The organism is Streptomyces sp. NPDC013157 (assembly GCF_042899865.1).
In the GTDB taxonomy this organism is placed as follows: Bacteria; Actinomycetota; Actinomycetes; order Streptomycetales; family Streptomycetaceae; genus Streptomyces.
In genome coordinates this window covers 557,103-578,954 of record NZ_JBIBAK010000004.1, presented here as the reverse complement: position 1 = coordinate 578,954, position 21,852 = coordinate 557,103, and the positions used below count along the sequence as shown (strand labels likewise).

The 21,852-nt window shown below is 70.6% G+C and carries 20 protein-coding genes and 1 pseudogene; 3 read left to right on the top strand and 18 right to left on the bottom strand.

Going from position 1 to position 21,852, the window contains the following annotated elements:
• Positions 1 to 224: 224 nt before the first annotated feature.
• Together ACFY6U_RS15910 and ACFY6U_RS15905 are read left to right on the top strand one after the other, a co-directional pair.
• The gene (locus ACFY6U_RS15910) at positions 225 to 797 is read left to right on the top strand and encodes a SigE family RNA polymerase sigma factor (RefSeq protein WP_390038464.1); all 573 of its coding nucleotides are present in this window, start codon (positions 225 to 227) and stop codon (positions 795 to 797) included.
• Complete coding sequence (locus tag ACFY6U_RS15905; protein ID WP_390038462.1) at positions 794 to 1,645, top strand: hypothetical protein; 852 nt, start codon at positions 794 to 796, stop codon at positions 1,643 to 1,645. Before ACFY6U_RS15910 ends, ACFY6U_RS15905 begins: the two co-directional genes overlap by 4 nt.
• 111 nt (positions 1,646 to 1,756) lie before the next feature.
• Here the strand turns inward: ACFY6U_RS15905 and ACFY6U_RS15900 are convergent, their stop codons facing one another.
• The 15 genes and pseudogenes from ACFY6U_RS15900 to ACFY6U_RS15830 all read right to left on the bottom strand — a co-directional run bounded on the left by ACFY6U_RS15900 (position 1,757) and on the right by ACFY6U_RS15830 (position 18,984).
• Positions 1,757 to 2,911: a right-handed parallel beta-helix repeat-containing protein gene (locus ACFY6U_RS15900; protein ID WP_390038460.1), complete on the bottom strand. Its 1,155-nt coding sequence runs from the start codon at positions 2,909 to 2,911 to the stop codon at positions 1,757 to 1,759.
• Between the two features lie 137 nt (positions 2,912 to 3,048).
• Entirely contained in the window at positions 3,049 to 3,846 is a 798-nt protein-coding gene (locus tag ACFY6U_RS15895) for an HAD family acid phosphatase (protein WP_390038458.1), read from the bottom strand.
• 140 nt (positions 3,847 to 3,986) lie between these two features.
• Positions 3,987 to 5,099, bottom strand: a complete 1,113-nt coding sequence (locus ACFY6U_RS15890; protein WP_390038456.1) for a chondroitinase-B domain-containing protein — start codon at positions 5,097 to 5,099, stop codon at positions 3,987 to 3,989.
• 32 nt (positions 5,100 to 5,131) lie between these two features.
• Complete coding sequence (locus ACFY6U_RS15885) at positions 5,132 to 6,163, bottom strand: pectinesterase family protein (protein ID WP_390038454.1); 1,032 nt, start codon at positions 6,161 to 6,163, stop codon at positions 5,132 to 5,134.
• A gap of 1 nt (position 6,164) precedes the next feature.
• The gene (locus tag ACFY6U_RS15880) at positions 6,165 to 7,280 is read right to left on the bottom strand and encodes a pectinesterase family protein (protein WP_390038452.1); all 1,116 of its coding nucleotides are present in this window, start codon (positions 7,278 to 7,280) and stop codon (positions 6,165 to 6,167) included.
• A gap of 100 nt (positions 7,281 to 7,380) precedes the next feature.
• Entirely contained in the window at positions 7,381 to 8,703 is a 1,323-nt protein-coding gene (locus ACFY6U_RS15875) for a polysaccharide lyase family 1 protein (protein WP_390038450.1), read from the bottom strand.
• A 13-nt stretch (positions 8,704 to 8,716) separates the two neighbouring features.
• A complete protein-coding gene (locus ACFY6U_RS15870) occupies positions 8,717 to 9,493 on the bottom strand; it encodes a rhamnogalacturonan acetylesterase (protein WP_390038448.1) in 777 nt (258 codons plus the stop codon).
• A 95-nt stretch (positions 9,494 to 9,588) separates the two neighbouring features.
• On the bottom strand, positions 9,589 to 10,923 hold the full coding sequence (locus tag ACFY6U_RS15865; protein ID WP_390038446.1) for an ABC transporter substrate-binding protein: 1,335 nt from the start codon (positions 10,921 to 10,923) through the stop codon (positions 9,589 to 9,591).
• Positions 10,924 to 10,947: 24 nt separating this feature from the next.
• On the bottom strand, positions 10,948 to 12,495 hold the full coding sequence (locus tag ACFY6U_RS15860) for a family 43 glycosylhydrolase (protein WP_390038444.1): 1,548 nt from the start codon (positions 12,493 to 12,495) through the stop codon (positions 10,948 to 10,950).
• Positions 12,492 to 13,640: pseudogene (locus ACFY6U_RS15855) on the bottom strand (Gfo/Idh/MocA family protein). The gene ACFY6U_RS15860 and the pseudogene ACFY6U_RS15855 overlap by 4 nt, the downstream one beginning before the upstream one ends.
• Positions 13,641 to 13,710: 70 nt before the next feature.
• Complete coding sequence (locus ACFY6U_RS15850; RefSeq protein ID WP_390038442.1) at positions 13,711 to 14,595, bottom strand: carbohydrate ABC transporter permease; 885 nt, start codon at positions 14,593 to 14,595, stop codon at positions 13,711 to 13,713.
• On the bottom strand, positions 14,592 to 15,527 hold the full coding sequence (locus ACFY6U_RS15845; RefSeq protein ID WP_390038440.1) for a carbohydrate ABC transporter permease: 936 nt from the start codon (positions 15,525 to 15,527) through the stop codon (positions 14,592 to 14,594). The genes ACFY6U_RS15850 and ACFY6U_RS15845 overlap by 4 nt, the downstream gene beginning before the upstream one ends.
• 150 nt (positions 15,528 to 15,677) lie before the next feature.
• Entirely contained in the window at positions 15,678 to 17,423 is a 1,746-nt protein-coding gene (gene araD / locus ACFY6U_RS15840) for an L-arabinonate dehydratase (RefSeq protein ID WP_390038438.1), read from the bottom strand.
• On the bottom strand, positions 17,420 to 18,331 hold the full coding sequence (locus ACFY6U_RS15835) for a dihydrodipicolinate synthase family protein (protein WP_390038437.1): 912 nt from the start codon (positions 18,329 to 18,331) through the stop codon (positions 17,420 to 17,422). Before ACFY6U_RS15835 ends, araD begins: the two co-directional genes overlap by 4 nt.
• Positions 18,328 to 18,984: a GntR family transcriptional regulator gene (locus tag ACFY6U_RS15830; protein ID WP_390038435.1), complete on the bottom strand. Its 657-nt coding sequence runs from the start codon at positions 18,982 to 18,984 to the stop codon at positions 18,328 to 18,330. Before ACFY6U_RS15830 ends, ACFY6U_RS15835 begins: the two co-directional genes overlap by 4 nt.
• A gap of 185 nt (positions 18,985 to 19,169) precedes the next feature.
• Between ACFY6U_RS15830 and ACFY6U_RS15825 the strand changes: the two genes are divergently transcribed.
• Complete coding sequence (locus ACFY6U_RS15825; protein ID WP_390038433.1) at positions 19,170 to 19,856, top strand: hypothetical protein; 687 nt, start codon at positions 19,170 to 19,172, stop codon at positions 19,854 to 19,856.
• Positions 19,857 to 19,878: 22 nt separating this feature from the next.
• On the opposite strand, the gene ACFY6U_RS15820 is transcribed toward ACFY6U_RS15825, so the two are convergent.
• The 3 genes from ACFY6U_RS15820 to ACFY6U_RS15810 are packed head-to-tail and all read right to left on the bottom strand — an operon-like array spanning position 19,879 to position 21,718.
• A complete protein-coding gene (locus ACFY6U_RS15820) occupies positions 19,879 to 20,631 on the bottom strand; it encodes an MBL fold metallo-hydrolase (protein ID WP_390038431.1) in 753 nt (250 codons plus the stop codon).
• Positions 20,632 to 20,682: 51 nt separating this feature from the next.
• Positions 20,683 to 21,264 carry a TIGR03086 family metal-binding protein gene (locus tag ACFY6U_RS15815; protein ID WP_390038429.1) on the bottom strand — a complete coding sequence of 194 codons (582 nt, stop codon included), beginning with the start codon at positions 21,262 to 21,264 and terminating at the stop codon, positions 20,683 to 20,685.
• A gap of 46 nt (positions 21,265 to 21,310) precedes the next feature.
• Positions 21,311 to 21,718: a DUF6010 family protein gene (locus tag ACFY6U_RS15810; protein WP_390038427.1), complete on the bottom strand. Its 408-nt coding sequence runs from the start codon at positions 21,716 to 21,718 to the stop codon at positions 21,311 to 21,313.
• Between the last annotated feature and the right edge of the window lie 134 nt (positions 21,719 to 21,852).

Sequence of the window (21,852 nt, the reverse complement as noted above, 5' to 3'; positions counted from 1 at the left end):
TCGCACCGGTTTCAGGTCTTCCCCGTGTTACGGAATCGGGCTCGGTGTGGTTCGGTGGACCACACCGCGTCCGGCCCCTCGCACGGAGCACACCGAACCCCCGTACGGCACACACGAAATGATCACTGCTACGCTCCGGATCTCGCCGGAACGTTCCTCCGGACATCCATATGTCACCGCATGTCATCTACATGACACAGAATCCCTGACAGAAGAGGTCACCCGTGGGCACAGTCGTCGACGACGCCGCCTCCGTGGAGTTCCATGCCTTCTTCGAACGCCACTACGCCGAACTCTCGCGTCTCGCACACCTGTTGACCGGCGAGGCGGACGCCGCCGACGACCTGGCCGCCGACGCCCTGCTGGCGCTGTGGCACCGCTGGGACCGGGTGCGGGCCGTCGACCATCCGGTGGCCTACGCCCGGGGTGTCGTCGCCAACCTGGCCCGCACCCGCATCCGCAGCGCCGTGCGCGAGCGGCGCCGTATCGCCCTGTTCTGGTCGCACCGCGAGGAGACCACCGAGAATCCGGACGTCGCCGGAGTGGTGGACGTCCAGGGGGCGCTGGCACGCCTGCCGTTCCGCAAGCGGGCGTGTGTGGTGCTCCGGCACGCGTTCGACCTGTCGGAGAAGGACACCGCGCTCGCCCTGGGGATCTCGGTGGGTACCGTTAAGAGCCAGACGTCGAAGGGCATGGCGGAGCTGCAACGGCTGCTCGGCGGGTCCCAGGGGGTTCCGCAGAGGGTGCACGCGGCGATGGCGCCCCGGACCGGCGAGAGCGGAGGTAGGAACCGATGAGGCAGCAGGACGTGCACGACGAGCTGCGCGCCCGGCTGCACGAGGCGGCCGAGGCGCACGAACCCGACCGCGCCCGCATCCTGGCCCGGGTCGAGCGGGGCATGGCCGCACAGGGCCGCCCGAGCCATCGGGCCACCCTTCCGCCCGTGTTCGGGTGGGTCCGGGTGGTCAGCGCCACGGCCGCGGTCGCCGCGGTCCTCGGGGTGGGCGGCTACGCCGTCGCCTCGGCCGTGAAGGACCCGCCCACCGAGAAGACGGTCGCGGTGTCGCCCACGCCCTCCGCGTCCCCGGACGCGACCAGCCGCCCGCCGTCCCGCACGGCCGCCCCGCCCGCTCCCGGCGTGACCTCGACGCACTCGTCCCCCAAGGCGAGTTCGACGCCCTCGTCGGCCCCGAAGACCTCCGCCACCCCCGCGGCACCCGTCGCGAAGGGCGAGGAGGACGGCCCGCTCTGGTCCGACGGCTCGGTGGACCCGCACAGCAACGACTTCTGGGCGCAGTCCGACGTGACCCTGAAGACCTCCGGGCAGCTGACGGCGCTCACGGTGCAGTTGAAGGTGGCCCAGACAGGTGGGGTGTCCAACGCGGGGGCCTGGCGCTCGCTGCCGGAGACCGACTTCACGCAGACGGTCACCGAGCAGGACGGTTTCCTGGTCTACACCTGGACGCTCAAGCCCGGCAGCAAGGTCGCGGTCGGCGAGTGGGTGTTCGCGGGCCAGTACAACCACCGGCAGGGCGGCCGCGACGCGAAGAACGACACCTACACGATCACGGGCACCGCGAGCGGCAAGCAGTACGCGGTGACGGGCGACTTCGCGACGCACACGACAGCCGACGGCGACTCATAGGAAAACAGCACCTCTCCGCGCCCTTTAGGGGCGCTGGAGATCCCCCGGCCGAAGGCTGGGGGAGGAACTGCGCGACCAGCCCCAACGGCCGCGCACCCCGCGACGCACCCGTCAGTCCATGGTGGAGCCGATCGTCGTGGACCCGGTGGTCAGAAACACCGTCACCGGCAACGCCCCACTCGTAGGCCTCGCCGCATACGCGGACGTCGCGTCCGTCGACTTGAAGGCCGGCGTGGCCACCCCGGCGTCCCAGCTGTTCGCGGCGGACACGGCCCTGGCCCCCCGCTTGTCCGCCCCGCCTCCGTTGCCCACCGCCAGGTTCCGCGCCAGCCGGGCCTTGCCGGTCTCGAAGAAGAACCCGGCCTGGGCGTTCGCGTAGGCGGTGTTGCGGTTCAGCACGATCGCACCCGTGTTGGAGTTCTCGGTGAACCCGTTCAGCGTGTTGTCCCAGGCCGCGTCGTCGTTGACGACGTGCGCGACGGCGACGCCCCCGCCGCCCAGCTTGAACCCGTTGCCGTTGCCCTCGAACGCGGAGTCGTTCCAGCGGTTCTTGCCGTTGCCGAAGGCCCAGCTGTGCTCGATCCTGACGGGGGACGAGAACTGCCACAGGTCCAGCCCGTCGTCCGAGTTGTTGTACAGGCGCGCGCCGGTCACCTTGTTGCCGGTGCCCGAGCCGAACTTGATGGCGATACCGTCGGCGTTCTGCCCGTGCCCGGCCTTGTCGTAGTTCCCGTAACTGTCCAGGTTCTGGACGAGGTTGTTCACGGTGTTGTCGCCGCGCAGGGTGAACCCGGAGTCGCCGTTGTCCGCGGTGACGAGGTTCTTGAAGATCCCGCCCGTGGACGAGGTGACGACGAAGCCCTGGGCCGGGGAGTTCTGGAAGGTGAGGTCCTGGACGGTCCAGTAACTGCCGTAGATCCCGGTGAGCCACTGGCCGGCGGGCAGCTTGGAACCGTCGATCCTCACCTTCTCACCGCTGTACGCCTCGAGCGTGATGCGGTTCGAAGCGGTGCCGCTCACCGTCGACTTGAGGGTGGCGGTCGGGTAGTAGGTACCCGCCCGCACCTGGATGACGGTGCCGGCGACAGCGTTGGCGACGGCCGACTCCAGCTGGGCGGTGGTGGAGACGGTGACCGTGCTGGTGGCGGCCTGGGCACCGCCGTTCGACAGGCCGAGGTAGACGCCGCCCGCCCCCGCGGCGACGGCCACCGCCGCGGCGATCGAGAGGGTACGCGTCCTGCGGTGGCGTCCGGTGCTGAAGCGCACTGGTCATTCCTTTCCTTGACGTCCAGGGCGTGCTGGACGTGTTCGACGAGGGAGCGAAACGGGCCGGAGGGGCCGCCCCGGCCCGTTTCTGTCTCCCAGTCGCCGCAGTGGCCGGAAAGGGTTGCCGTCCTTCTCGACTACGACACGAAGTACGTCGGGTTCGGCAGCTTGTACGTACGGTTCGCGTAGCCGCCGTCCAGGTCCGAGTACTGGTCGCCGAAGTTGGCGACGATCTCGTACCCGAGGTCCTTCTCGATGTGCTCGCGGGTGCCGGACTTGTACTGCACGGTCGTGCAGGTCCAGGTGCCCGGGGTGGCGCAGGCGCTCAGGTAGGACGGCGGGTTGGCCTTGTCCTTGAGGAACATGTGGGCGGCGTCGAGGTTGACGTCGGCGCCGATCTTCTTCAGGTTCTCGACGGCGGCGGTGCGCTGCGCCTCGCTGAGACCGGAGTTGTAGAAGACCTCGACGCCCTCGCTCTGCGCGTACCGGACGAGCTCGGCGCTGCCGAACACGCCCGGACGGTCGGCCTTGTTGACGTAGTCCGCCCACGTGGTCGAGTTGTACGTGTAGTTGTAGCGCTTCTCGTAGTCCAGGCTGAGCAGCAGCGTGTCGTCGATGTCGAAGACGACCGCGGGCTTCTCGCCCTTGCGGTGCGCCTTGCGCGCGGCCCGGTCGATGTAGCGCTTGGCGTCCGCGTCGATGCGCGCCAGGTCGTTGGCGTACGGGCTGGTCGGCGAGGCCTGGTAGACGCCGTTGGCGTCGGCGGCGGTGCCGTAGTAGGTGTCGATGTCCTTCACCAGGAGCCCGATGTTGTACGGCTCGTGGGTGGAGTTCGCGGTCGACTGGCCGGCCGTGGCGGCGCCGGCGCCGTAGAGGGCACCGCCGGCGAGCACACAGGCCGAGGCGATCGCCGCAAAACGAAGTGACTTATGCATGACAGGAGTTCTACGCGCGTCACCGGGGTGGGCGCGAGACCCGTTGCCTGATCGATATCTCATCGGCGGGCAAAAAGCGGGTCAAGCGCCCTGGAAGGAGACCCTCCGGTTGTCTCCGGTTGTCTCCGGTTGTCTCCGGTTCAGTTCATGGTGGCCCCGATGGTCGTGCTCCCCGTCGTCAGGAAGGTGGTCGCCGGCAGCGAACCGTCCGACTGGCGGGCGTTGTACGTCGTCGAGGCGTCCGTCGACTTGAAGGCCGGGGTGCTGATGCCGCTGTCCCAGTTGTTGCCGGCGGACACCACCGAGGAGCCCTTGCTGACCAGCCCGCTGCCGTTGCTCACCGCGAGGTTCTTGCCGAGCCGGGCCGCGCTGGTGGCGAAGTAGTAGCCCCAGCCGCCGTTGGCGTAGGCGGTGGTGCGGTTGATGACGATCGCGCCGGTGTTGGAGTTCTCGGTGAACCCGTTGCCGGAGTTGCCCCAGGCGGCCGAGTTGTTGACGACGTGCGCGACGGTGACGCCGTTGCCGCCCAGCTTGAAGCCGTTGCCGTTGCCCTCGAAGGCGGAGTCGCCCCAGCGGTTGACGCCGTTGCCGAAGGACCAGGTGTGCTCGATGGTGACCGGCGAGGAGAAGGACCACAGGTCGATCCCGTCGTCCGAGTTGTTGTACAGACGGGCTCCGGTGACGAGGTTGCCGGTGCCGGAGCCGAACTTGATGGCGACCCCGTCGGCGTTCTGGCCGTGCGTGGCGGCGTCGTAGTTGCCGTACGAGTCGAGGTTCCTGACCGTGTTGTTCACGGTCCCGTCCCCGGTCAGCGTGAAGCCGGAGTCGCCGCCGTTGATGGTCTTGATGTCGGTCCAGTTGGTGCCGGTGCAGGACTGGCAGACCACCGCGCTGTCCGGGGAGTTCTGGAAGGTGATGTCGGAGACGTTCCAGTAGTCCGCGGTCAGCTTGAAGATCCACTGGCCGGAGGGCAGCGAGGAGCCGTCGATCTTGACCGTCTCCGAGCCGTACGCGGTGAGCGTGACCGGCGCGGAGGAGGTGCCGTTGACCGTGGACTGGAGGGTGGCCGTCGGGTAGTAGGTGCCGCCGCGGACCTGGATGACCTCGCCGGCGGTGGCGTTCTTGACGGCGTTGGACAGGTCGGTGGAGTTGCTGACCACGACGGTGGCCGCGTGCGCCGGGGTGGCGAACACGGCGAGGCCGAGCGATGCCGTGGTCACGGCGAGGGCGGTGAAGGTGCTGATACGACGCATGACGTGCGGGTCCTTTCGTCGATCAGAGGGATTCAGAGGGGGCGGACGGGTTTCCAGTCGCCGAGGTAGGTGGCGGGGGTGTGCGACGCGGCCTCGGCGGCGGTGAGCTGCGGCCGGTTCCCGGGGACGGTGATCACCGCGCCCGGCCCGGAGTTGCGGTACTCCGCGAACCGCATGGACTGCCAGGGATAGGCGTCCCGCATGTTCGTGTAGGGCGCGACGGGGTCGATCCCGGGGCCGATGAGACTGTCCCGCACGACCAGCGAGGGCCAGGCGGTGGTCTCGTACGTCGGCACCCAGGGCCGCGCCAGCTTGTACGCCCCGTCCTCCGCGCCGGAGGAGAACCGGCAGCGGACGGCGAGGAACCCGTGCGGGTTGGCACGGGCGGTCGAAGGGGCGAACACCATGCCCTTGGGCGTGAAGGCCACGTCCCGTTGCAGGGTGCGGAAGTGGCAGTGCTCGTACACCGCCGTGGCCCGCCCGAAGACGAAGTCGACGTCGCCCTCGATGTGGCAGCGGTGGAAGAACTGCCGGCCGAAGGAACCGATTTCGGTGGTGTCGGCGAACAGCGTGTCCTGATGGGCGAGCAGCCGCACGTTCTCGACGTGCGTACGGTCCCCGGTCAGGTACGCGGCGACGGCCTGGGTCCCGGTGATCTCCGGGTGGTCGGCGCGCAGCCAGTCGTTGGCGAGGGTGAGGTCGCGGACCACGAGGCCGGGCGCCGCCGAGGTGAAGGTGGCCGAGCCGGCCGTGCCGTAGGTCCCCGAACCGTCCGGTCTCTGCGTCCCGTTGGCGTTGTCGTGGACGATGACGGCGGCCCGGGGGTCGCGGCTCGCTCCTCGCAGGGTCAACTGCGTCTTGTCCGCGGGCACGTCGACGACCTCGCGGTACGTCCCCGGGTGCACGACGATCGTCCACCCGGGGCCCGGCACCGCGTCCACGGCCGCCTGGACGGAGTCACCGGGGCGGACGTGCAGGACACGGCGGTCGTGGGTGAAGGCGGTGACCGGTCCCGTGGCCAGCGCCGCCGCTCCGGCGGCGAGAAGTGCGCGTCGGGTCGGCACCTCAGCACTCCTTCCAGGGAGTCCAGTCACCGAGGTAGGCCTCCCGGGTGGCGGACCCGGCCTGTTCGGTGGTGAGCTGGGGCCGGTTCCCGGGTGCGGTGATCACCGCACCCGGCCCTGAGTTCCGGTACTCGGCGAAGCGCTGGCTCTGCCAGGGGAAGGCGTCCGACATGTTGGTGTAGGGCGCGACGGCGTCGATGCCCGGACCGAGGTACGAGTCGCGGACGACGAGCGAGGGGCGGGCCGTGGTGTCGGAGCTGGGCACCCAGGGGCGGGCCAACTTGTAGTAGGTGTCCGGAGCTTCACTGCTGACCCGGCTCCGGGACACCAGGTAGCCGGACGGGTTGGCGGCCGCCGTGGACGGCGCGAACACGAACCCGTACGGAGCCGCGGTCAGATCGGTCCGGTTCAGGGGGCGGAAGTGACACCCCTCGTACACCGCGGTGGCCCGCCCGAAGACGAAGTCGACGTCACCCTCGGCATAGCAGTGCTCGAAGTACTGCCGGGCGAACACACCCAGGGCCGTCGAATCAGCGTACAGAGTGTCCTGGTGACCGAGGAACCGGCAGTGGTGGAAGGCGCTGCGGTCGCCCTGCACCTTGAGGGCGACGGCCTGGGTGGCGGTGATGTCGGGGTGGTCGGCGCGCAGCCAGTCGTTGGCGAAGGTGATCCAGCGGGCGGTGAAGCCGTCGGCCTGCACGGTGGTGGTGGCGGAGCCGGTGGTGCCGTACGTGCCGCCACCGGGTTTGGGGGTACCGGCCGCGTGGTCGTGGACGATGACGACGGCACCCGGGTTCTCGGCGGCGCCGATCCAGGTGGCCTCGGTGCGGGTGGTGTCGACGGCGACCGTCTCCCGGTACACGCCCGGGGCGAGGACCAGGGCCCAGCCGCTGCCGGCGGCGGCCGTGACGGCCGCCTGGACGGTGGTGAAGTCGCCGCGGCCGTGCGGGTCGACGTACAGGGTCTGCGGACTGCGGCGGCGTTCCGGGGAGCCGTACCGCCCGAAGGGGCGGGCGGCTGCCTGTGCGGGCAGGGCGGCCAGTGCGAGCGCGGCGCCCGCCCCGGCGCCCGCGGTGAGGAAACCCCGTCTGGACAGGGGAGGGTGGGGCGAGGACATGCGGGTGCTCCTTCAGGGGAGAGAGGGGTGGCGGTACTCCTTGCCGTGGGGTGGGGCCGGGGCGGCCTCCGGTGGGCGCCCCGGCCGCGACGGACGCGCGTCAGCGCAGGTGACCGGCGCCCGCGCCGCAGTCGACGATGCGCGGCACGGCCTGCGCCGGGTCGATCCTCGTCCGCAGGGTCGGGGTCCAGGTGGAGCCGGCGGTGAGGGTCTCGGCCGGGATCTGCGCGTTGTGGACGGCGATCAGGTCCGTCGGCTCACCGTTGACGTAGTTGTCGTCGGCAGTGAGCGTCGACTCGTTCCACTTCTTCAGGATCGAGCCCGCCTTGACGGTGTCGGGGAGGGTGAACGCGTTGTGCTCGGCGACGAGTTGGGACTCGATCCCGATGCCGTAGCTGTAGCCGTAGCCGTCCTCGGCGACGAAGTGGTTGTTGTAGGAGTCGACCTGTCCGAACCGCACCCGGGGTGCCCGCTCCACCAGGTTGGAGAACAGGTTGTGGTGGAAGGTGACCTTGAGGTGACCCCGGTCGACGGCCGCGGTGGACGCGCTGTCGCTGTTGCCGATGAGGATCGTCTTGTCGTGGTCCGCGAAGACGTTCCAGGAGGCGGTGACGTAGTCGGCACCCTTGACGATGTCCAGTTCACCGTCGTGCTGCTCGTAGATCCGCCCGAAGTAATAGGGGAGCGTGCTGTCGGGATGATCACCGTCCGTGAACGTGTTGTGGTCCATCCACACATGGGTCGACCCGTAGATGACCGCGCTGTCGTACTCGGAGTTCCAGTTGCCGTCGGCGGTGTCGGTCGGGTCCCACTGCGGGAAGCAGTCGAGGGGGCTCTCGAAGCTCAGGTTGCGGACGATGACGTTGTCGACGGCCTTGATCTGCAGGCTGGCGCCCTTGAAGCCGGCGTCCTTGCCGATGCCGACGATGGTGGTGTTGGCCGGGACGTACGCCTTGATGTAGGCGTCCTGCTGCGCCTGGGAGGCGCGGCGCAGCCCCTCCGGGCTGTCGTCGGGCTCGTTGTCGAGGTTGGTGGAGTGGCCCCAGGCCTCCGGTGAGTACTTGGCGAGGTAGGCGTCGAAGTCGTAGCCGGGCACGGCGAACGAGTCACAGCCGGGCCCGTCCGCGTCGATCGTCCCTTTGACTCTGATGATCTTCGGCGCGTTGCCGCCGTCGGCGAGGGCGGCCTTGAACTGGTCCCAGGTGGTGACGGTGTAGACGTGTGCGGCGTCGGCGGCGGCCCCGCCGCTGGTCCCGGTGGTGGCCGCTCCCCAGCCGTCGTTCGCGGCCAGCACCTGCCGGTCGGGCGCGACCCGTTGGGGGGCCGCGGCCTGGGCGGTTCCGGTCACGGCCAGCACGAGAGCGGCGCAGCCCGCGGCCGCCACCACTGTTATGACGCGTCCATGACATTTCTGTGTGTGCACTGTGCGGGTCTCCTCAGCTTGCGGGTGGCCAGGTGATCCAGGAGGTGGGGATGTCCTTGTGCAGCCGGACGACGTCGTGCCGGGCCAGCACCCGGGTACGCAGCAGCTCCTGCGCCACGAGCCGGGCCACGGCGATGGCCCCCGGCGGGTTGAAGTGCGTGTTGTCCTGCTCGGTGTCCGTCCAGTTGAAGTACGTCTTGGTCGCCTCGACCCCGAGGGCCTGCCACAGCGCGAGCGACAGCGCCTCGATGTCGAGCAGCGCGACCCTTTCCTGCGCGGCGAGCGCGCGCATCGCCGCCGGGTAGTCGCCGTGCGTCGGCACGGCGTTGCCGTCGGCGTCGAACCGCCGCCGCTCGACGGGCGTGGCGAGCACCGGCCGGGCGCTGTGCGCGCGGGCACCCTCGATGTAGAGCCGCAGGTAGTCCTGGTACGTGCTCCAGGGCTCGGTGTACCGGGTGGGGTCGTCGCTCTTCTCGTCGTTGTGCGCGAACTGGACGAGGAGCAGGTCATGCGGCCGGATGGCCGCGAGGATGGCGTCGAGCCGCCCTTCGTCGACGAAACTTTTGGAACTCCGGCCGTTGACCGCCTGGTTGGAGACGGCGACCTCCTTCCGGAGAAAGAAGGGAAGCGCCATTCCCCATCCGGTCTCGGGCGCCGCGTCGGCGTATTTCTGGGCGGCGGTGGAATCGCCGGCGATATAGAGAGTGCGCCGGTTGTTCTCGGGAGAACGCCCTAGGAGAGGAACGGCGGCGACGGCGGCCGAGGTTACCTGTCTGCGGGTGAGTGACACGAGGGTCCACCTTTCAGGTTTCTTTTGGGGGCGCGGGGAACTGCGCGACCGCCCACAACGAGCCCGCAGTCCCCCACAACCGCAACCACCCGATCTCAGTGGTTCTTCTTCCAGTCCGCCTGGGCCTTGTCCAGCTGATCGGCCAGCGTGTCCAGAAACTCCTTCGCCGTCATCTTCCCGAGCAGCACCTTCTGGAAGTTCGGCTCGTTGTCGGCCTTGGAAATCGTGTTCCAGTCCGGCAGATAGTAAGGAAGCTGCACGATCTTCGTCGTAGCCCCGTTGAGCGCCTCGGCGGCCAGCTTCGTCGGCTCCGACGCCTGCACCCACGCGTCCTGTGCCGCCTCGTTGTTCGCCGGCACCTGCCCCGCCGACTCGTTCCACTTGCTGTTGGCCTCGTGGGCCGCGGCGAACTCGACGAACTTCCAGGCGGCGGCCTTGTTCTTGCCGGACTTGAAGAGACCGAGCCCGTCCACGGGGTTGGACACCTGCACCCGGGTCCCGTCGTCCAGCGTCGGATTCGGAATGCCCTTGAACTTCCCGCTCAGCGCCTTTTCGTGGTCGGCATAGGAACCGAGGTTGTGGCTCAGCATCCCGATCGTGCCGGAATCCCACTGCGCGACCATCTTGGTGAAGTCGTTGTTGACGTCGGCGGACGGGGTGTCCTTCTTGTACAGCCCGACGTACTTCTCCAGCGCGGTGACGTTCTTCGGGTCGTTGACGGTGGTCTTGTCACCGTTCCAGAAGGAGGTGATCCCGCTCTGCCCGTACGTGGCGTCCAGCGCCTGGGCGATGGAGCCCTCGCCGCCACGGATGGTGTACCCGAACCTGTTCTTCGCCTGGTCGGTGAGTTGGTCGGCGGCCGCGTAGAAGTTCGTCCAGGTGGTCGGCGGGTCCAGCTTGGCCGCGCTGAACAGGTCGGTCCGGTACCAGAGCGTGCCGTTGTTCGCGGAGGTCGGCACGGAGTACGTCTTTCCGTCGCCGCCCGCCGACTTCACGCTCTCCAGGAACTTCTCGTTGAGCTTGCCGTTCAGCCAGCTCTTCGCGAGCCGGCTGTCCAGCGGTTCCAGCGCGCCCTGCGCGGCGACCTCCGCGAGCATCGCGGTGGTGACCCCGCCGACGTCGGGCAGCCCGCCGCCCTGGATGGCGGTGTCGTACTTGGACTGGACACTGGCGGCGGGCACACCGACGTACTTGACCTTGATGTCGGGGTTCTGCTTCTCGAAGTCGGCGATGATCTCCTTCCAGACGTCGGTGCGGACACCGCCGTTGTTGTCCCAGAAGGTGATCGTGCCCTTCCCGGAGCCCTCGCCGCCCTTGTCGCCCGCGCTGCCGCTGCCGTCGTCGCCGCAGGCGGTGGCGGTCAGCGCGAGCACGGAACCCAGGGCGACGGCGACGGCCGCGCGCCTGCTTCTGCGGATGCTGCTCTTCATTGATCGGCTCTCTTCTGTCTGGGGTCAGCAGGGAGTGACGCGGAAGTGCGTGAAGGTGGCGGCCCCGGCGGCGCCCGGTCCCTCGGGCGCGGCGGCGAAGAGGCCGAGCAGGGCGCCGACCCAGCGCCAGGGCGTGGCGGCGAACACCGGTCCGGACGGCACGAGGCCCGCTCCGACGTCGTACGAGAACCGGCACCGTGCCCCCGCGCCGATGTCGATGCGCAGCCGGGCCCGCCCCTCGGGCGCGGGCCGTGCGGTACCGGCGTCCCGTTCGCTCCCCCACGGCCCGAAAGGCGTGGGAGGCGCCCCCATGGCGGTGGCCTGCGCGAACCGGTGCACGAGCCGCACGCCGCCGCCCGGCCCGCACTCCAACCCGATCCAGCCGAAGGCGTCCCCGAGCACGGCGAGCCCGGCCCGCGCCCCCGGCTCGGCGCCGTCCAGCCGAAGTTCGACCTCGACCGCGCACGGCGCCCCGGGCAGCCGCTGGGTCAGCACATGCGGCAACCGGCGCAGGTCGTGCGCATCCCCCGAGCGCACGCACGCCAGCCGCAGACCGTCCCCCGAGTGCTGGGTGGCCCAGCCCGCACCCGGATTGGCCGTCCACTGCCACTGCCGGCCGAACCGCCCGCCGGGGAAGTCGTCGCCGGTGGCGGGCGCGGCGGGCGGCTGCGCCGGCAGCGCGGGTTTCGGGTGTACGGCGACGGGCGCGCCGGCGTCCCCGAGCACCGGCCAGCCGTCCGCACCCCACCGCATCGGCTGGAGGTGGACGACCCTGCCGTACGCACCCCGCTGCTGGAAGTGCAGGAACCAGTCCTCGCCGTCCCGGGTCCGCACCCAGCCGCCCTGGTGCGGTCCGTTGACGTCGGTGTCCCGCTGCTCCAGGACGATCCGTTCCTCGTACGGCCCGAAGAAGCCCCGGGAGCGGAGGGCGCCCTGCCAGCCGGTCGCCACTCCCCCGGCGGGGGCGAGGATCCAGAACCAGCCGTCGTGCCGGTAGAGCTTGGGGCCCTCCAGGGTGAACCACCCCGGTATCCGGTCCCCGTCCACGATCACCTTGCCGGCATCGAGCAGCGAGGTGCCGTCGGGGTGCATCCGGTGGCCGGTCAGCCGGTTGTCGATGCCGGAGCGGGACTTCGCCCACGCGTGGACGAGATACGCCTCGCCGGTCTCGTCGTCCCACAGCGGGCAGGGGTCGATGAGTCCCCGGCCCTCCTTCACCAGGTGCGGGCGGCTCCACGGGCCCCTGATCTCCGGGGCGTTGACCTGGAAGATGCCCTGGTCGGGGTCGCCCCAGAAGATCCAGAAACGGTCGTCGTGGTGCCGTAAGGAGGGTGCCCAGACCCCGCGGTCGTGGCGCGGGGCGGTGAACCGCTCCTCGGGTTCGAGGCGTTCGAGGGCGTGGCCGACCAGGGTCCAGTTGACCAGGTCGCGGGAGTGCAGCAGGGGCAGACCGGGGACGCGGCCGAAGCTGGAGGCGGTGAGGTAGAAGTCGTCGCCGGCGCGGACGACGTCCGGGTCGGACCAGTCGGCGTTCAGGACGGGGTTGGTGTACGTCTGTCCGTCATCGGTCATGGGCTCACCTCGTTCGGCGGGGCCCAGGGGGCGCCCAGTTCGGAGTAGAGGGAGAGGGTGTCGGCGCAGGCCGCGACGAGTCCGTCGATACCGGTCACCACCCGGCGCCCGTCCTCGGGCAGGTGGTGCCAGGCGTCGGCGGGCAGCGCGACCGGGTCGTCGGCCAGTCGAATCGCTTCAACGACCTTCATGAAGGCGCCGGTGGCGTCCGGTTCCACCAGCAGAGCGGCGCCGGTGGTGAGGTGGTCGGCGAGGTTCTCCAGCAGGTCCGTGCTGCCGTACTCGATCTCCTCCGGGCCGTGGCCCGCCCGCTGCACCAGCACCCGGTCCTGCTTGTACCAGTGGGTGATCCGGCCGCCGGTGCCGTGCACCAGGACGTACGGGTCCCCCGGTTCCTCGGCGCAGAGCGTGGCGGCGACCGTGACCGGGCCGCGCGGGGTGGTGACGCGGACGCAGGAGGTGTCGTCGGACTCGATGTCGTTGGCGCGCAGCAGCTCGGTCTCGATGCGGGCGACGTCCTCGGCGCGGTCGGTGCCGAGCAGGGCGAGGCCGGTGGCGACGGCGTGCGCGAGGGGGTTGGTGAGGACCCCGTCGACGACGTCGACGCCGTTCAGCCGCCGCCTGCCGGCCCAGGGCGCCCGCCGGTATTAGGCCTCGGGGCGGGCCCAGGCGCCCGCGCCCCCCACCCCCACCACGTCGCCGACGGCACCGTCCGCGATCAGCCGCCGGATCGCGGGCACGGCGTGCGAGCCGAGCGACTGGAAGCCGATCTGGCAGGCCACGCCCGCCTTCGCGACCCCGTCGGCCATCCGCCGGAACTCGGCGTACGACGGCGCCGGCGGCTTCTCGAGGAGCAGGTGCACGCCCCGCTCGGCGGCCGTCAGGGCGAGGTCCGTGTGGGTGGGGATGGGCGTGCAGATCACGGCGATCCGGGCGCCGGTCGCGTCGAGCAGGGCACCGAAGTCGGCGGACTGGGCGGGCTGCCCGAGCCCTTCCGGCAGCTCGTCGGCGCCCAGCGGGGTCAGCTCGCAGATGCCGGCCAGGCGTACGACGCCCTTCTCCTGGAGCCGTCGGATGTTCTCCAGGTGCCAGCGGCCGTGTCCGCGCGCCCCTGCCAGAACGAGGTCGATGGGTGAAGTGTTCACAGCGTCCTCCCTGCGTTGTCGATCTTTGGGTGCAGGGTAAGCGTTTGCCCCGGTCCGTCCGCGAGGTGTCTCATCCCTTCACCGCCCCCGCGCTGAAGCCGGTGATCAGCCACTTCTGGATGAAGGCGAAGACGATCACGACGGGTACGGCGGCGATGATCCCGCCCGCGGCCAGCGCGCCCAGGTCCACGCTGTCGGCGCTCATCAGGGTGTTGAGGCCGACCGGGATGGTCTGCTTGCTCTGGTCGGAGAGGAACATCAGGGCGAACAGGAAGTGGTTCCAGGCGTGCACGAAGGCGAAGGAGCCGACCGCGACCAGCCCCGGCCGCAGCAGGGGCAGGACGACGATCCGGAAGGCGGTGAGCCGGTTGCAGCCGTCGACCCAGGCGGCCTCCTCCAGGGAGTACGGCACGTTCCTGATGAAGCCGCTGATCAGGATCATCGACAGCGGAAGCTGGAAGACCGTCTCGGCGATGACGACACTGCCGAGCGAGTTGATCATCTGGAGCCTGGCGAAGATCTGGAAGAGCGGGACCAGGAGCAGCGTGCCCGGCACGAACTGCGAGCAGAGCAGGGCCAGCATGAAGCCGCGCTTGAGCCGGAAGTCGAAGCGGGCGAGGGCGTAGCCGCCGGCCAGCGCGACGACCGTGGTCAGCAGCAGGGTCGCGACGCCGACGTAGACGCTGTTGGTGAAGTAGGTGCCGAAGCTGCGCTCGGTCCACACCTTCTGGAAGTGGTCGAAGGTGACCGGCCAGGGGACGAGCGAGGTGGAGCCGGCCGGGCGGAGGGCGAAGAGCAGGATCCAGTAGAAGGGGACCAGCGTGAAGAGGAGGTAGATCCCGAGGGGGAGGTAGATCTGCCAGCGGGGGACCTCGTCCCAGGCGCGGCGCCGCCGGTGCGGCCGGGCGGGCGCGGACACGACGGGTTCGGCCTCGGGGGCGATCTCGGTGATCACTTCGCCTCGCCTCCGAACTTGCTCAGCCGCAGGTAGACGATCGAGCAGAAGAGCAGGATCACGAAGGCCACCGTGGTCAGCGCGGAGGCGTAGCCGAAGTCGTGGGCGTCGACGCTGGTGTTGGCGATGTAGAGGGGAAGGGTCGTGGTCTCCCCCGCCGGGCCGCCGCCGGTCAGGGTGTAGAGCAGGTCGACGTTGTTGAACTCCCACACCGCGCGCAGCAGCGTGGACAGCACGATGGCGTCCTTGAGGTGCGGCAGGGTGATGTGCCAGAACTGCTTGAGGCGGCTCGCCCCGTCGACTTCCGCCGCCTCGTACAGGTCCTTGGACACGGACTGCAGGTCGGCGAGGATGAGGATCGCGAAGAACGGCACGCCCCGCCACAGGTCGGCGACCACGGCCGCCGGGAAGACGGTCGAGGGGTCGGAGAGCCAGCTGGTGCCGTACGACCCGATGCCCGCGTCGGCGAGGTAACGCGTGATGCCCGTCTGGGAGTTGTAGAGCAGCACCCAGATCGCGGAGGTCAGCACCCCGGAGACGGCCCACGGCGAGAAGACCAGCGCCCGTCCCAGTGCCCGCCCCACGAACGTCTGGTTGACGATCAGCGCGAGCGCGAGCCCGAACAGCAGCTGCAACCCGACCTCCACCACGACCCACTTGGCGCTGAAGGTCAGCGTGTCCCAGAACTGCGGGTCGTGCGCGAAGGCCTGCGTGAAGTTGCCGAAGCCCGCGAACCCGTTGCGCCACGGCTTGGTCGGGTTGTAGTTCTGCAGGCTGTAGTAGAAGACGCTGAGCACCGGGTAGGCGATGAAGCCCAGCATGAGCAGGGCCGCCGGGGCGATCAGCAGATACGGCAGCCTGCGCGGCGCCGCGGAGGCACGGCGCCGCCGGGGTGGCGCGGGCGGTTTCGCCACGGCTGCGGCTTGGGCCATGACCTGTTCTCCGTTCGCGATGGACAGGGGCCGCCCGAAGGGCGTCCGGGAGGGGTGGTGGCCGGGTGACGGGTAGGCGGTTACGGTGCGTGTGGGAAGCGCTTGCTCCATGCACGTGGTTGAAGCGCTTCGACGATCGTCGTACGGGGGTCAGCCCGCGTACGGATCCGGGACTTCTCCCGGCCGGGCCAGGAACTCGAAGTCGCAGCCGGTGTCGGCCTGGGTGATCTGCTGGTCGTAGAGCGCACCGTACCCGCGCTCGTACCGCACGGGCGGCGGTGTCCACTCCGCCCTGCGCCGGTCCAGCTCCTCGTCGTCCACGTCGAGCTGCAGGGTGCGTGCCTCGACGTCCAGGGTGATGGAGTCGCCGCTGCGGACGAGTGCGAGCGGCCCGCCGACGTACGACTCGGGTGCGACGTGCAGCACGCAGGCGCCGTAACTGGTGCCGCTCATCCGGGCGTCGGAGATCCGCACCATGTCCCGCACCCCCTGTTTGAGGAGGTGGTCGGGGATGGGCAGCATGCCGTACTCGGGCATGCCGGGACCGCCCTTGGGCCCGGCGTTGCGCAGCACGAGCACGCTCTCGGCGGTGATCCCGAGGGAGGGGTCGTCGATGGTGCGCTGCATGGTCCGGTAGTCGTCGAAGACGACGGCGGGACCGGTGTGCTTCAGCAGGTGCGGTTCGGCGGCGATGTGCTTGATGACGGCGCCGTCCGGGCAGAGGTTGCCGCGCAGCACGGCGACCCCGCCTTCGGCGGCCACCGGGTTGCCGCGGGGCCGGACGACGTCGTCGTCGTGCACCCGGGCGCCGGCGAGCTGCTCGCGGTAGGTGTCGTACGACACCGTGGGCCGGTCCAGGTGGAGCAGGTCCGGGATGCGGGAGAGGAAGCCGGGGAGGCCGCCCGCGAAGTGGAAGTCCTCCATGAGGTACTTCCGGCCGCCGGGGCGGACGTTGGCGAGGACGGGCACGGTGCGGGCGATGCGGTCGAAGTCGTCGAGAGTGAGCCGTACCCCGGCCCGGCCGGCCATGGCGATGAGGTGGATGACGGCGTTGGTGGAGCCGCCGAGCCCGAGGACGGTGGTGACGGCGTCCTCGAAGGCGTCGCGGGTGAGGAGGTGGGAGAGCCGCCGGTCGCGGTGGACGAGTTCGACGATCCGCATCCCCGCCCGGGCGGCCATGCGGTCGTGCCCGGAGTCGACGGCCGGGATGCTGGACGCGCCCGGCACGGTCACGCCGAGTGCCTCGGCGGCGGCGGTGAGGGTGGAGGCCGTCCCCATGGTCATGCAGTGACCGGGCGACCGGGCCAGACCGCTCTCCAGCTCCGCCATCTCGCAGTCGCCGATGAGACCGGCGCGCTTGTCGTCCCAGTACTTCCACATGTCGGTGCCCGAGCCGAGGACCTCGCCCCGCCAGTGGCCCGGAAGCATGGGTCCCGCGGGCACGAAGACGGCCGGCAGGTCCACCGAGGCCGCGCCCATGAGGAGGGCCGGGGTGGACTTGTCGCAGCCGCCCATCAGCACGGCCCCGTCGACCGGGTACGACCGCAACAGCTCCTCCGTCTCCATGGCGAGGAGGTTGCGGTAGAGCATCGGGGTCGGCTTCTGGAAGGTCTCGGAGAGGGTGGAGACCGGGAACTCCAGCGGGAATCCGCCCGCCTGCCACACGCCCCGCTTGACCGCCTGCGCCCGGTCACGGAGGTGCACATGACAGGGGTTGATGTCCGACCAGGTGTTGAGGATCGCGATGACCGGCTTGCCGAGGTGCTCCTCGGGGAGGTAGCCGAGCTGGCGGGTGCGGGCGCGGTGGCTGAAGGAGCGGAGCCCTTCGGTGCCGTACCACTGGTGGCTGCGGAGTTCCTCGGGCTGCTTGCGCGGGGTGTTCTCGCTGCGGCTCACAGGGACCACCCGGCGGCTATGGCGGCGACCTCGGCGCGCCCTTCCTCCGGCAGCTGCCTGCTGGGCGGACGGACGTCGCGGCGGCAGAGGCCGAGGGCGGCGAGGGCCTCCTTGACGACGGTGACGTTGTCGGCGGAGCCGTTCGCGGCCCGGAGTTCCTCGAACCGGCGGATCTGTTCCCAGACCTTCATGGCGGCCGGGTAGTCGCCGGATCGAAGCGCTTCAATCATGTTCAGCGAGACGGCCGGGGCGACGTTCACGAGGCCGGAGGTGAAACCGGTGGCGCCGGCCGAGAAGTAGGAGGGTGCGTAGGGCTCGGCGAGCCCGGCGACCCAGACGAAGCGGTCGAGCCCCGCGTCCCGGGCGAAGGCGGCGAACTTGGCGGCGTCCGGGACGGCGTACTTGACGCCGATCACGTTGGGGCAGGCGCCGGCGAGTTCGGCGAGGCGGGCGCCGGAGAGCTGGGCGTTGCGGACGTACGGGACGATGCCGAGTTCGGGGACGGACGCGGCGACGGCCCGGTGGTAGTCGACCCAGCCGGCCTGCGAGACGTACGGATGGACGGGCTGATGGACCATCACCATCTGTGCGCCGTGCGCGCGGGCGTGCCGGGCGGCGGCGACGGCGGTCGCGACGTCGTGCCCGACCCCGGCCAGGACGACCGCCCGGTCCCCGGTCTCGTCGAGGGTCAGCTCGGTGACCAGCCGCCGCTCTTCGAGGGTCAGGGCGTAGAACTCGCCGGTGTTCCCGTTCGGGGTGAGGGTGCGGATCCCGCCGTCGAGGAGCCGGCGGAGCAGGGCCCGGAGGGCGTCCTGGTCGACGCTGCCGTCCGCGGCGAAGGGGGTCACCGGGATGGCCACCACGTCGGCCAGGGCAGCCCGTTGGGTCTCGAACGCCACGCTGCTCATTGCTGGCCTTCCTGGTCGGCCGCCCGGGGGAACGCCCGGTCGACGAAGGACGCGATGTGGGTGTGCAGGGTGCGGGCGGCGCCGTCGGCGTCGCCGTCCAGCGCCAGCCGGAGGATCTCGCGGTGCTCACCGGCCTCCTGTTCCCAGGAGGGGGAGGCGGCCCAGGCGACGGCGGAGACGAGGGCGGCCTGGTCGCGGACCTCGTCGAGCATCCGGCCGAGGAGCGGGTTGCCGCACGGGAGGTAGAGGGCGCGGTGGAAGTCGCGGTTGGCGAGGGAGCGTTCGGCGGTGTCGGTGGCGTTGTCGGCGCGGGTGAGGGCGTCGCGGGCGGCGTCGAGGGAAGCAGCGCGCTGCACGGCCCGCCGGAGGGCCTCCGGTTCGAGGAGCAGCCGTACGTCGTAGACCTCCCGCGCCATGTCCGCGTCCACCATGCGCACCGTGACGCCCTTGTACTGGCTCATCACGACCAGCCCGGTCCCGGCGAGGGTCTTGAGCGCCTCCCGCACGGGGGTCTTGGACACCCCGAACTGCGCGGCGAGCTCGGTCTCCACCAGGGCCTGACCGGGCGTCAGCTGCCCGGTCAGGATGCGGTGTTTGATCGCGTCCAGCACGAACTGCGTGCGCGACGGAATCGGCATGGGCACAGAGGTCATGCGCGCCTCTCGGGGTCACGTATCAGGTACGGAGCCTGATCTGACGTATCTGATCTCGCATATCGCGTCTCATATATGACGTATGAAGTACGACGCGGACGAAGCTAGGAGGGCGGCTGTGTTTCGTCAATGCTTCTGACAAAGGTGGCCGGGGAGAGGGAGCCCGGACCATAGGCTCGCCTGCCATGACGGTTCTGATCAGCGTGTGGGGAGCGTCTCCCGGGGTGGGCAAGTCGACACTGTGCGGCGGACTGGCCCGCCGGCTGGCCGGCGCCGGACTGCGGGTGGACCATTTCCGTGAGGAGGAGGTCCTGACCAGGCCCCAGTTCGCGGCGGTGGCCGAGGCTTTCCGTACCACCGGCACCGTCGGCCCGGGGTTGCTGATCGCGGCGACCGCCGAGTTCGTCGACTCGGTCCTGGCGAGCGGCGTCGACGTGGTGATCGCCGACGCCCTGGTGCCGTTCGTGCCGACGCTGCTGGCCATGGGCCGCGACGAGGAGACGATCGACGCGTTCCTGACCGACCTCACCAGGGTGCTCGCGCCCGTTTCCCCGGTCATGGTCTTTCTCGACGGGAACGCCGGGTCCGCCCTGTCCCGAGCCGCCGGGAGGGAGGGGGAGGGATGGTTGGACCGGTATGTCGGAAAGCTGGCCCGGTACGAGGTGCGCCCGCCGGTGACGGATGTCGCGTCAGCGGTGACGTACCTGGCGCGCGAGCGTGCGGTGACCCTCGCCGCGGTCGCCCGGAACGGGTGGAACGTCGTGGTGATCGAGCGCGCGGACGAGCTGCCTCCGGGCGAGGTGCTGAGCGCCGCGGAGCGGAGCCTGCGGCCGTGGTGGGCGGAGCGGGGCGCGGCGGCCCGCGGAGAGTGACGCGGCTTCGGCCGCGGCCGCCTCAGAACCCCCTCGCCTCCCCCTCCCGTGCCACGCCGGTGGGCCGTCCCGATGCCGCCCCGGCCCGGGCCGCCGCCATCTCGCGGGTCAGGGCGGGGCCCACGTGGGTGATGAGGAGTTCGCGTACTCCGGCCTCCCGGGCGATCCGCCCCGCGTCTTCGGGGGTGAGGTGTATGCGTTCGCCTTCGCGATGCCGGTCGAGGTCGGCCTCGCACAGGAAGACGTCCGCCCGAGTGGCCAGTTCGATCAGGGCGGCGCACGGGCCGCTGTCGCCGGAGTACGCCAGCACGCTCCCCTGGCACTCGGCGCGCAGCCCGTAGGCCTCCGTGTCGTGGGACACCGCCCAGGCGGCGAGCCGCAGGTTCCAGTGCTGGACGGCATGGCCGTCGTACAGGGGCCGGAAGTCGAAGACTCCGCTCAGGAAGCCCGGGTCCGGCCGGCCGAAGAAGCCCGCCAGGCGCGCCGCGCACTCCTGCGGCGCGTAGACCGGGATCGGTGCGGCCGGGGTCAGGCCGCCGAAGGCGTACGCGTACGCGGCGGCCAGCAGATCCGCGCTGTGATCCGCGTGCAGGTGCGAGAGCCAGATCGCCGTGAGCCGCGCCGGATCCGTGTGCCGCTGCAACTCCGCGAAGGTCCCGGTCCCCGCGTCCACCCACACCTCGGCGCCGCCGCCCCGTACCAGGTACCCGGAGCAGGGGCGGCCGGGTCGGGGGTAGGGGGAGGCGGTGCCGAGGACGGTGAGGCTCAAGGGCATGGCGAGGAGAGTACGGATCCTGGTCCTCGCCCGCTCACCGTTTGCGTCCTTCTACGGCTTCCACCCCGGGTCCCGGCCGCTCAGCCCCACCGCCCGGTCCAGCAGCCGCGCGTCCTCCGGCACCGGCACGAGGGGGCCGAACGGGCCGCGGTCGCCCTCCGCCGCCATCCGCAGGAAGCCGTAGGCCGCCTCCAGGGCCGCGGGATCGGGGACGTACTCCTGGCCGGTGGCCCGGGCCAGGTCCCAGCCGTGGACGACCAGTTCGTCGGCGACGACCGCGCCCGCCACCCCGCCCGGCAGGTCGATCCCGCCCGCGCGCGTCATGCCGTCCCACGCGGACGGGTCCCGCCAGGCCTCCGCCAGTGCGTCGAGCGCCTTGGGCAGTTCCTGCCGCCACTCCGGTACGAGCGCCGGCAGCGACGCGTCGGGGCGGTGGTCGGTGGTGGCCCCCAGATCCTTGCGGGCCGCGTCCCGGAAGGCCACGGACAGGCCCGCCACATGGCCCAGCAGGTGGCGGACGGCGTAGTCCGGACAGGGCGTCGGCACCGCCAGCTGCCCGTCCGTCACCCGCTCCGCGAGTTCCGCCACGATCCTCGTCTGCGGGCCGAGGTCGATCATGGTCGTACCAGTCATCGCGCTGCCTCCCGGTGCACCGGTTCGGTCGTCTGCTCCGTCTCCGTCAGGAGGTGGACCGCACGGCCTTCCGAAACTCATCGGTCCGCCACACCGACACCCCGCCCAGGAAGCACCACAGCGCGATCACCGGGTCGCAGATCGCACACCCGAACGACGAGTCGAGGAAGAACGGGATCAGCGGCGAACCCTTGATGTCGTGGACGATGTCCCACGTCGTGTGCATCAGCCAGCCGACGCCGATGAAGGTCCAGGAGTCCAGGCCGCGGTAGGCGACACAAGTGGCCAGTGCGGTGAACGCGAACTCCCAGCCGCCCAGGCCGCCGCCGCTCAGGTACGCGGCGCCCGCTCCGGCCACCATCACCGCGTTGAGGCGGCGCCGGTGCGGTTCGCGGACGAGGGACATGAGGAGGACGTAGACGAGACCGATGAGGATCGGTGCGATGTAGCGCATGAGGCCGACGGTAGGGTCGCGGCCGCACCCGCCCCATGGGCATTGCCGACAGGTTCCGACGGATTTCCGCCGGGCGGGCCGCAGGGGGCCCGCGCTCTGTCCACCGACGTCTCGCCGCTTCGTTCCCGCCTCGT

Coding starts and splice junctions, on each gene's coding strand:
- ACFY6U_RS15890 (WP_390038456.1), bottom strand. CDS start 5,099: ATGCGTCGTATCAGCACCTTCACCGCCCTCGCCGTGACCACGGCATCG.
- ACFY6U_RS15880 (WP_390038452.1), bottom strand. CDS start 7,280: ATGTCCTCGCCCCACCCTCCCCTGTCCAGACGGGGTTTCCTCACCGCG.
- ACFY6U_RS15865 (WP_390038446.1), bottom strand. CDS start 10,923: ATGAAGAGCAGCATCCGCAGAAGCAGGCGCGCGGCCGTCGCCGTCGCC.
- ACFY6U_RS15905 (WP_390038462.1), top strand. CDS start 794: ATGAGGCAGCAGGACGTGCACGACGAGCTGCGCGCCCGGCTGCACGAG.
- ACFY6U_RS15845 (WP_390038440.1), bottom strand. CDS start 15,527: ATGGCCCAAGCCGCAGCCGTGGCGAAACCGCCCGCGCCACCCCGGCGG.
- ACFY6U_RS15820 (WP_390038431.1), bottom strand. CDS start 20,631: ATGCCCTTGAGCCTCACCGTCCTCGGCACCGCCTCCCCCTACCCCCGA.
- ACFY6U_RS15835 (WP_390038437.1), bottom strand. CDS start 18,331: ATGAGCAGCGTGGCGTTCGAGACCCAACGGGCTGCCCTGGCCGACGTG.
- ACFY6U_RS15895 (WP_390038458.1), bottom strand. CDS start 3,846: ATGCATAAGTCACTTCGTTTTGCGGCGATCGCCTCGGCCTGTGTGCTC.
- ACFY6U_RS15830 (WP_390038435.1), bottom strand. CDS start 18,984: ATGACCTCTGTGCCCATGCCGATTCCGTCGCGCACGCAGTTCGTGCTG.
- ACFY6U_RS15860 (WP_390038444.1), bottom strand. CDS start 12,495: ATGACCGATGACGGACAGACGTACACCAACCCCGTCCTGAACGCCGAC.
- ACFY6U_RS15825 (WP_390038433.1), top strand. CDS start 19,170: ATGACGGTTCTGATCAGCGTGTGGGGAGCGTCTCCCGGGGTGGGCAAG.
- ACFY6U_RS15810 (WP_390038427.1), bottom strand. CDS start 21,718: ATGCGCTACATCGCACCGATCCTCATCGGTCTCGTCTACGTCCTCCTC.
- ACFY6U_RS15815 (WP_390038429.1), bottom strand. CDS start 21,264: ATGACTGGTACGACCATGATCGACCTCGGCCCGCAGACGAGGATCGTG.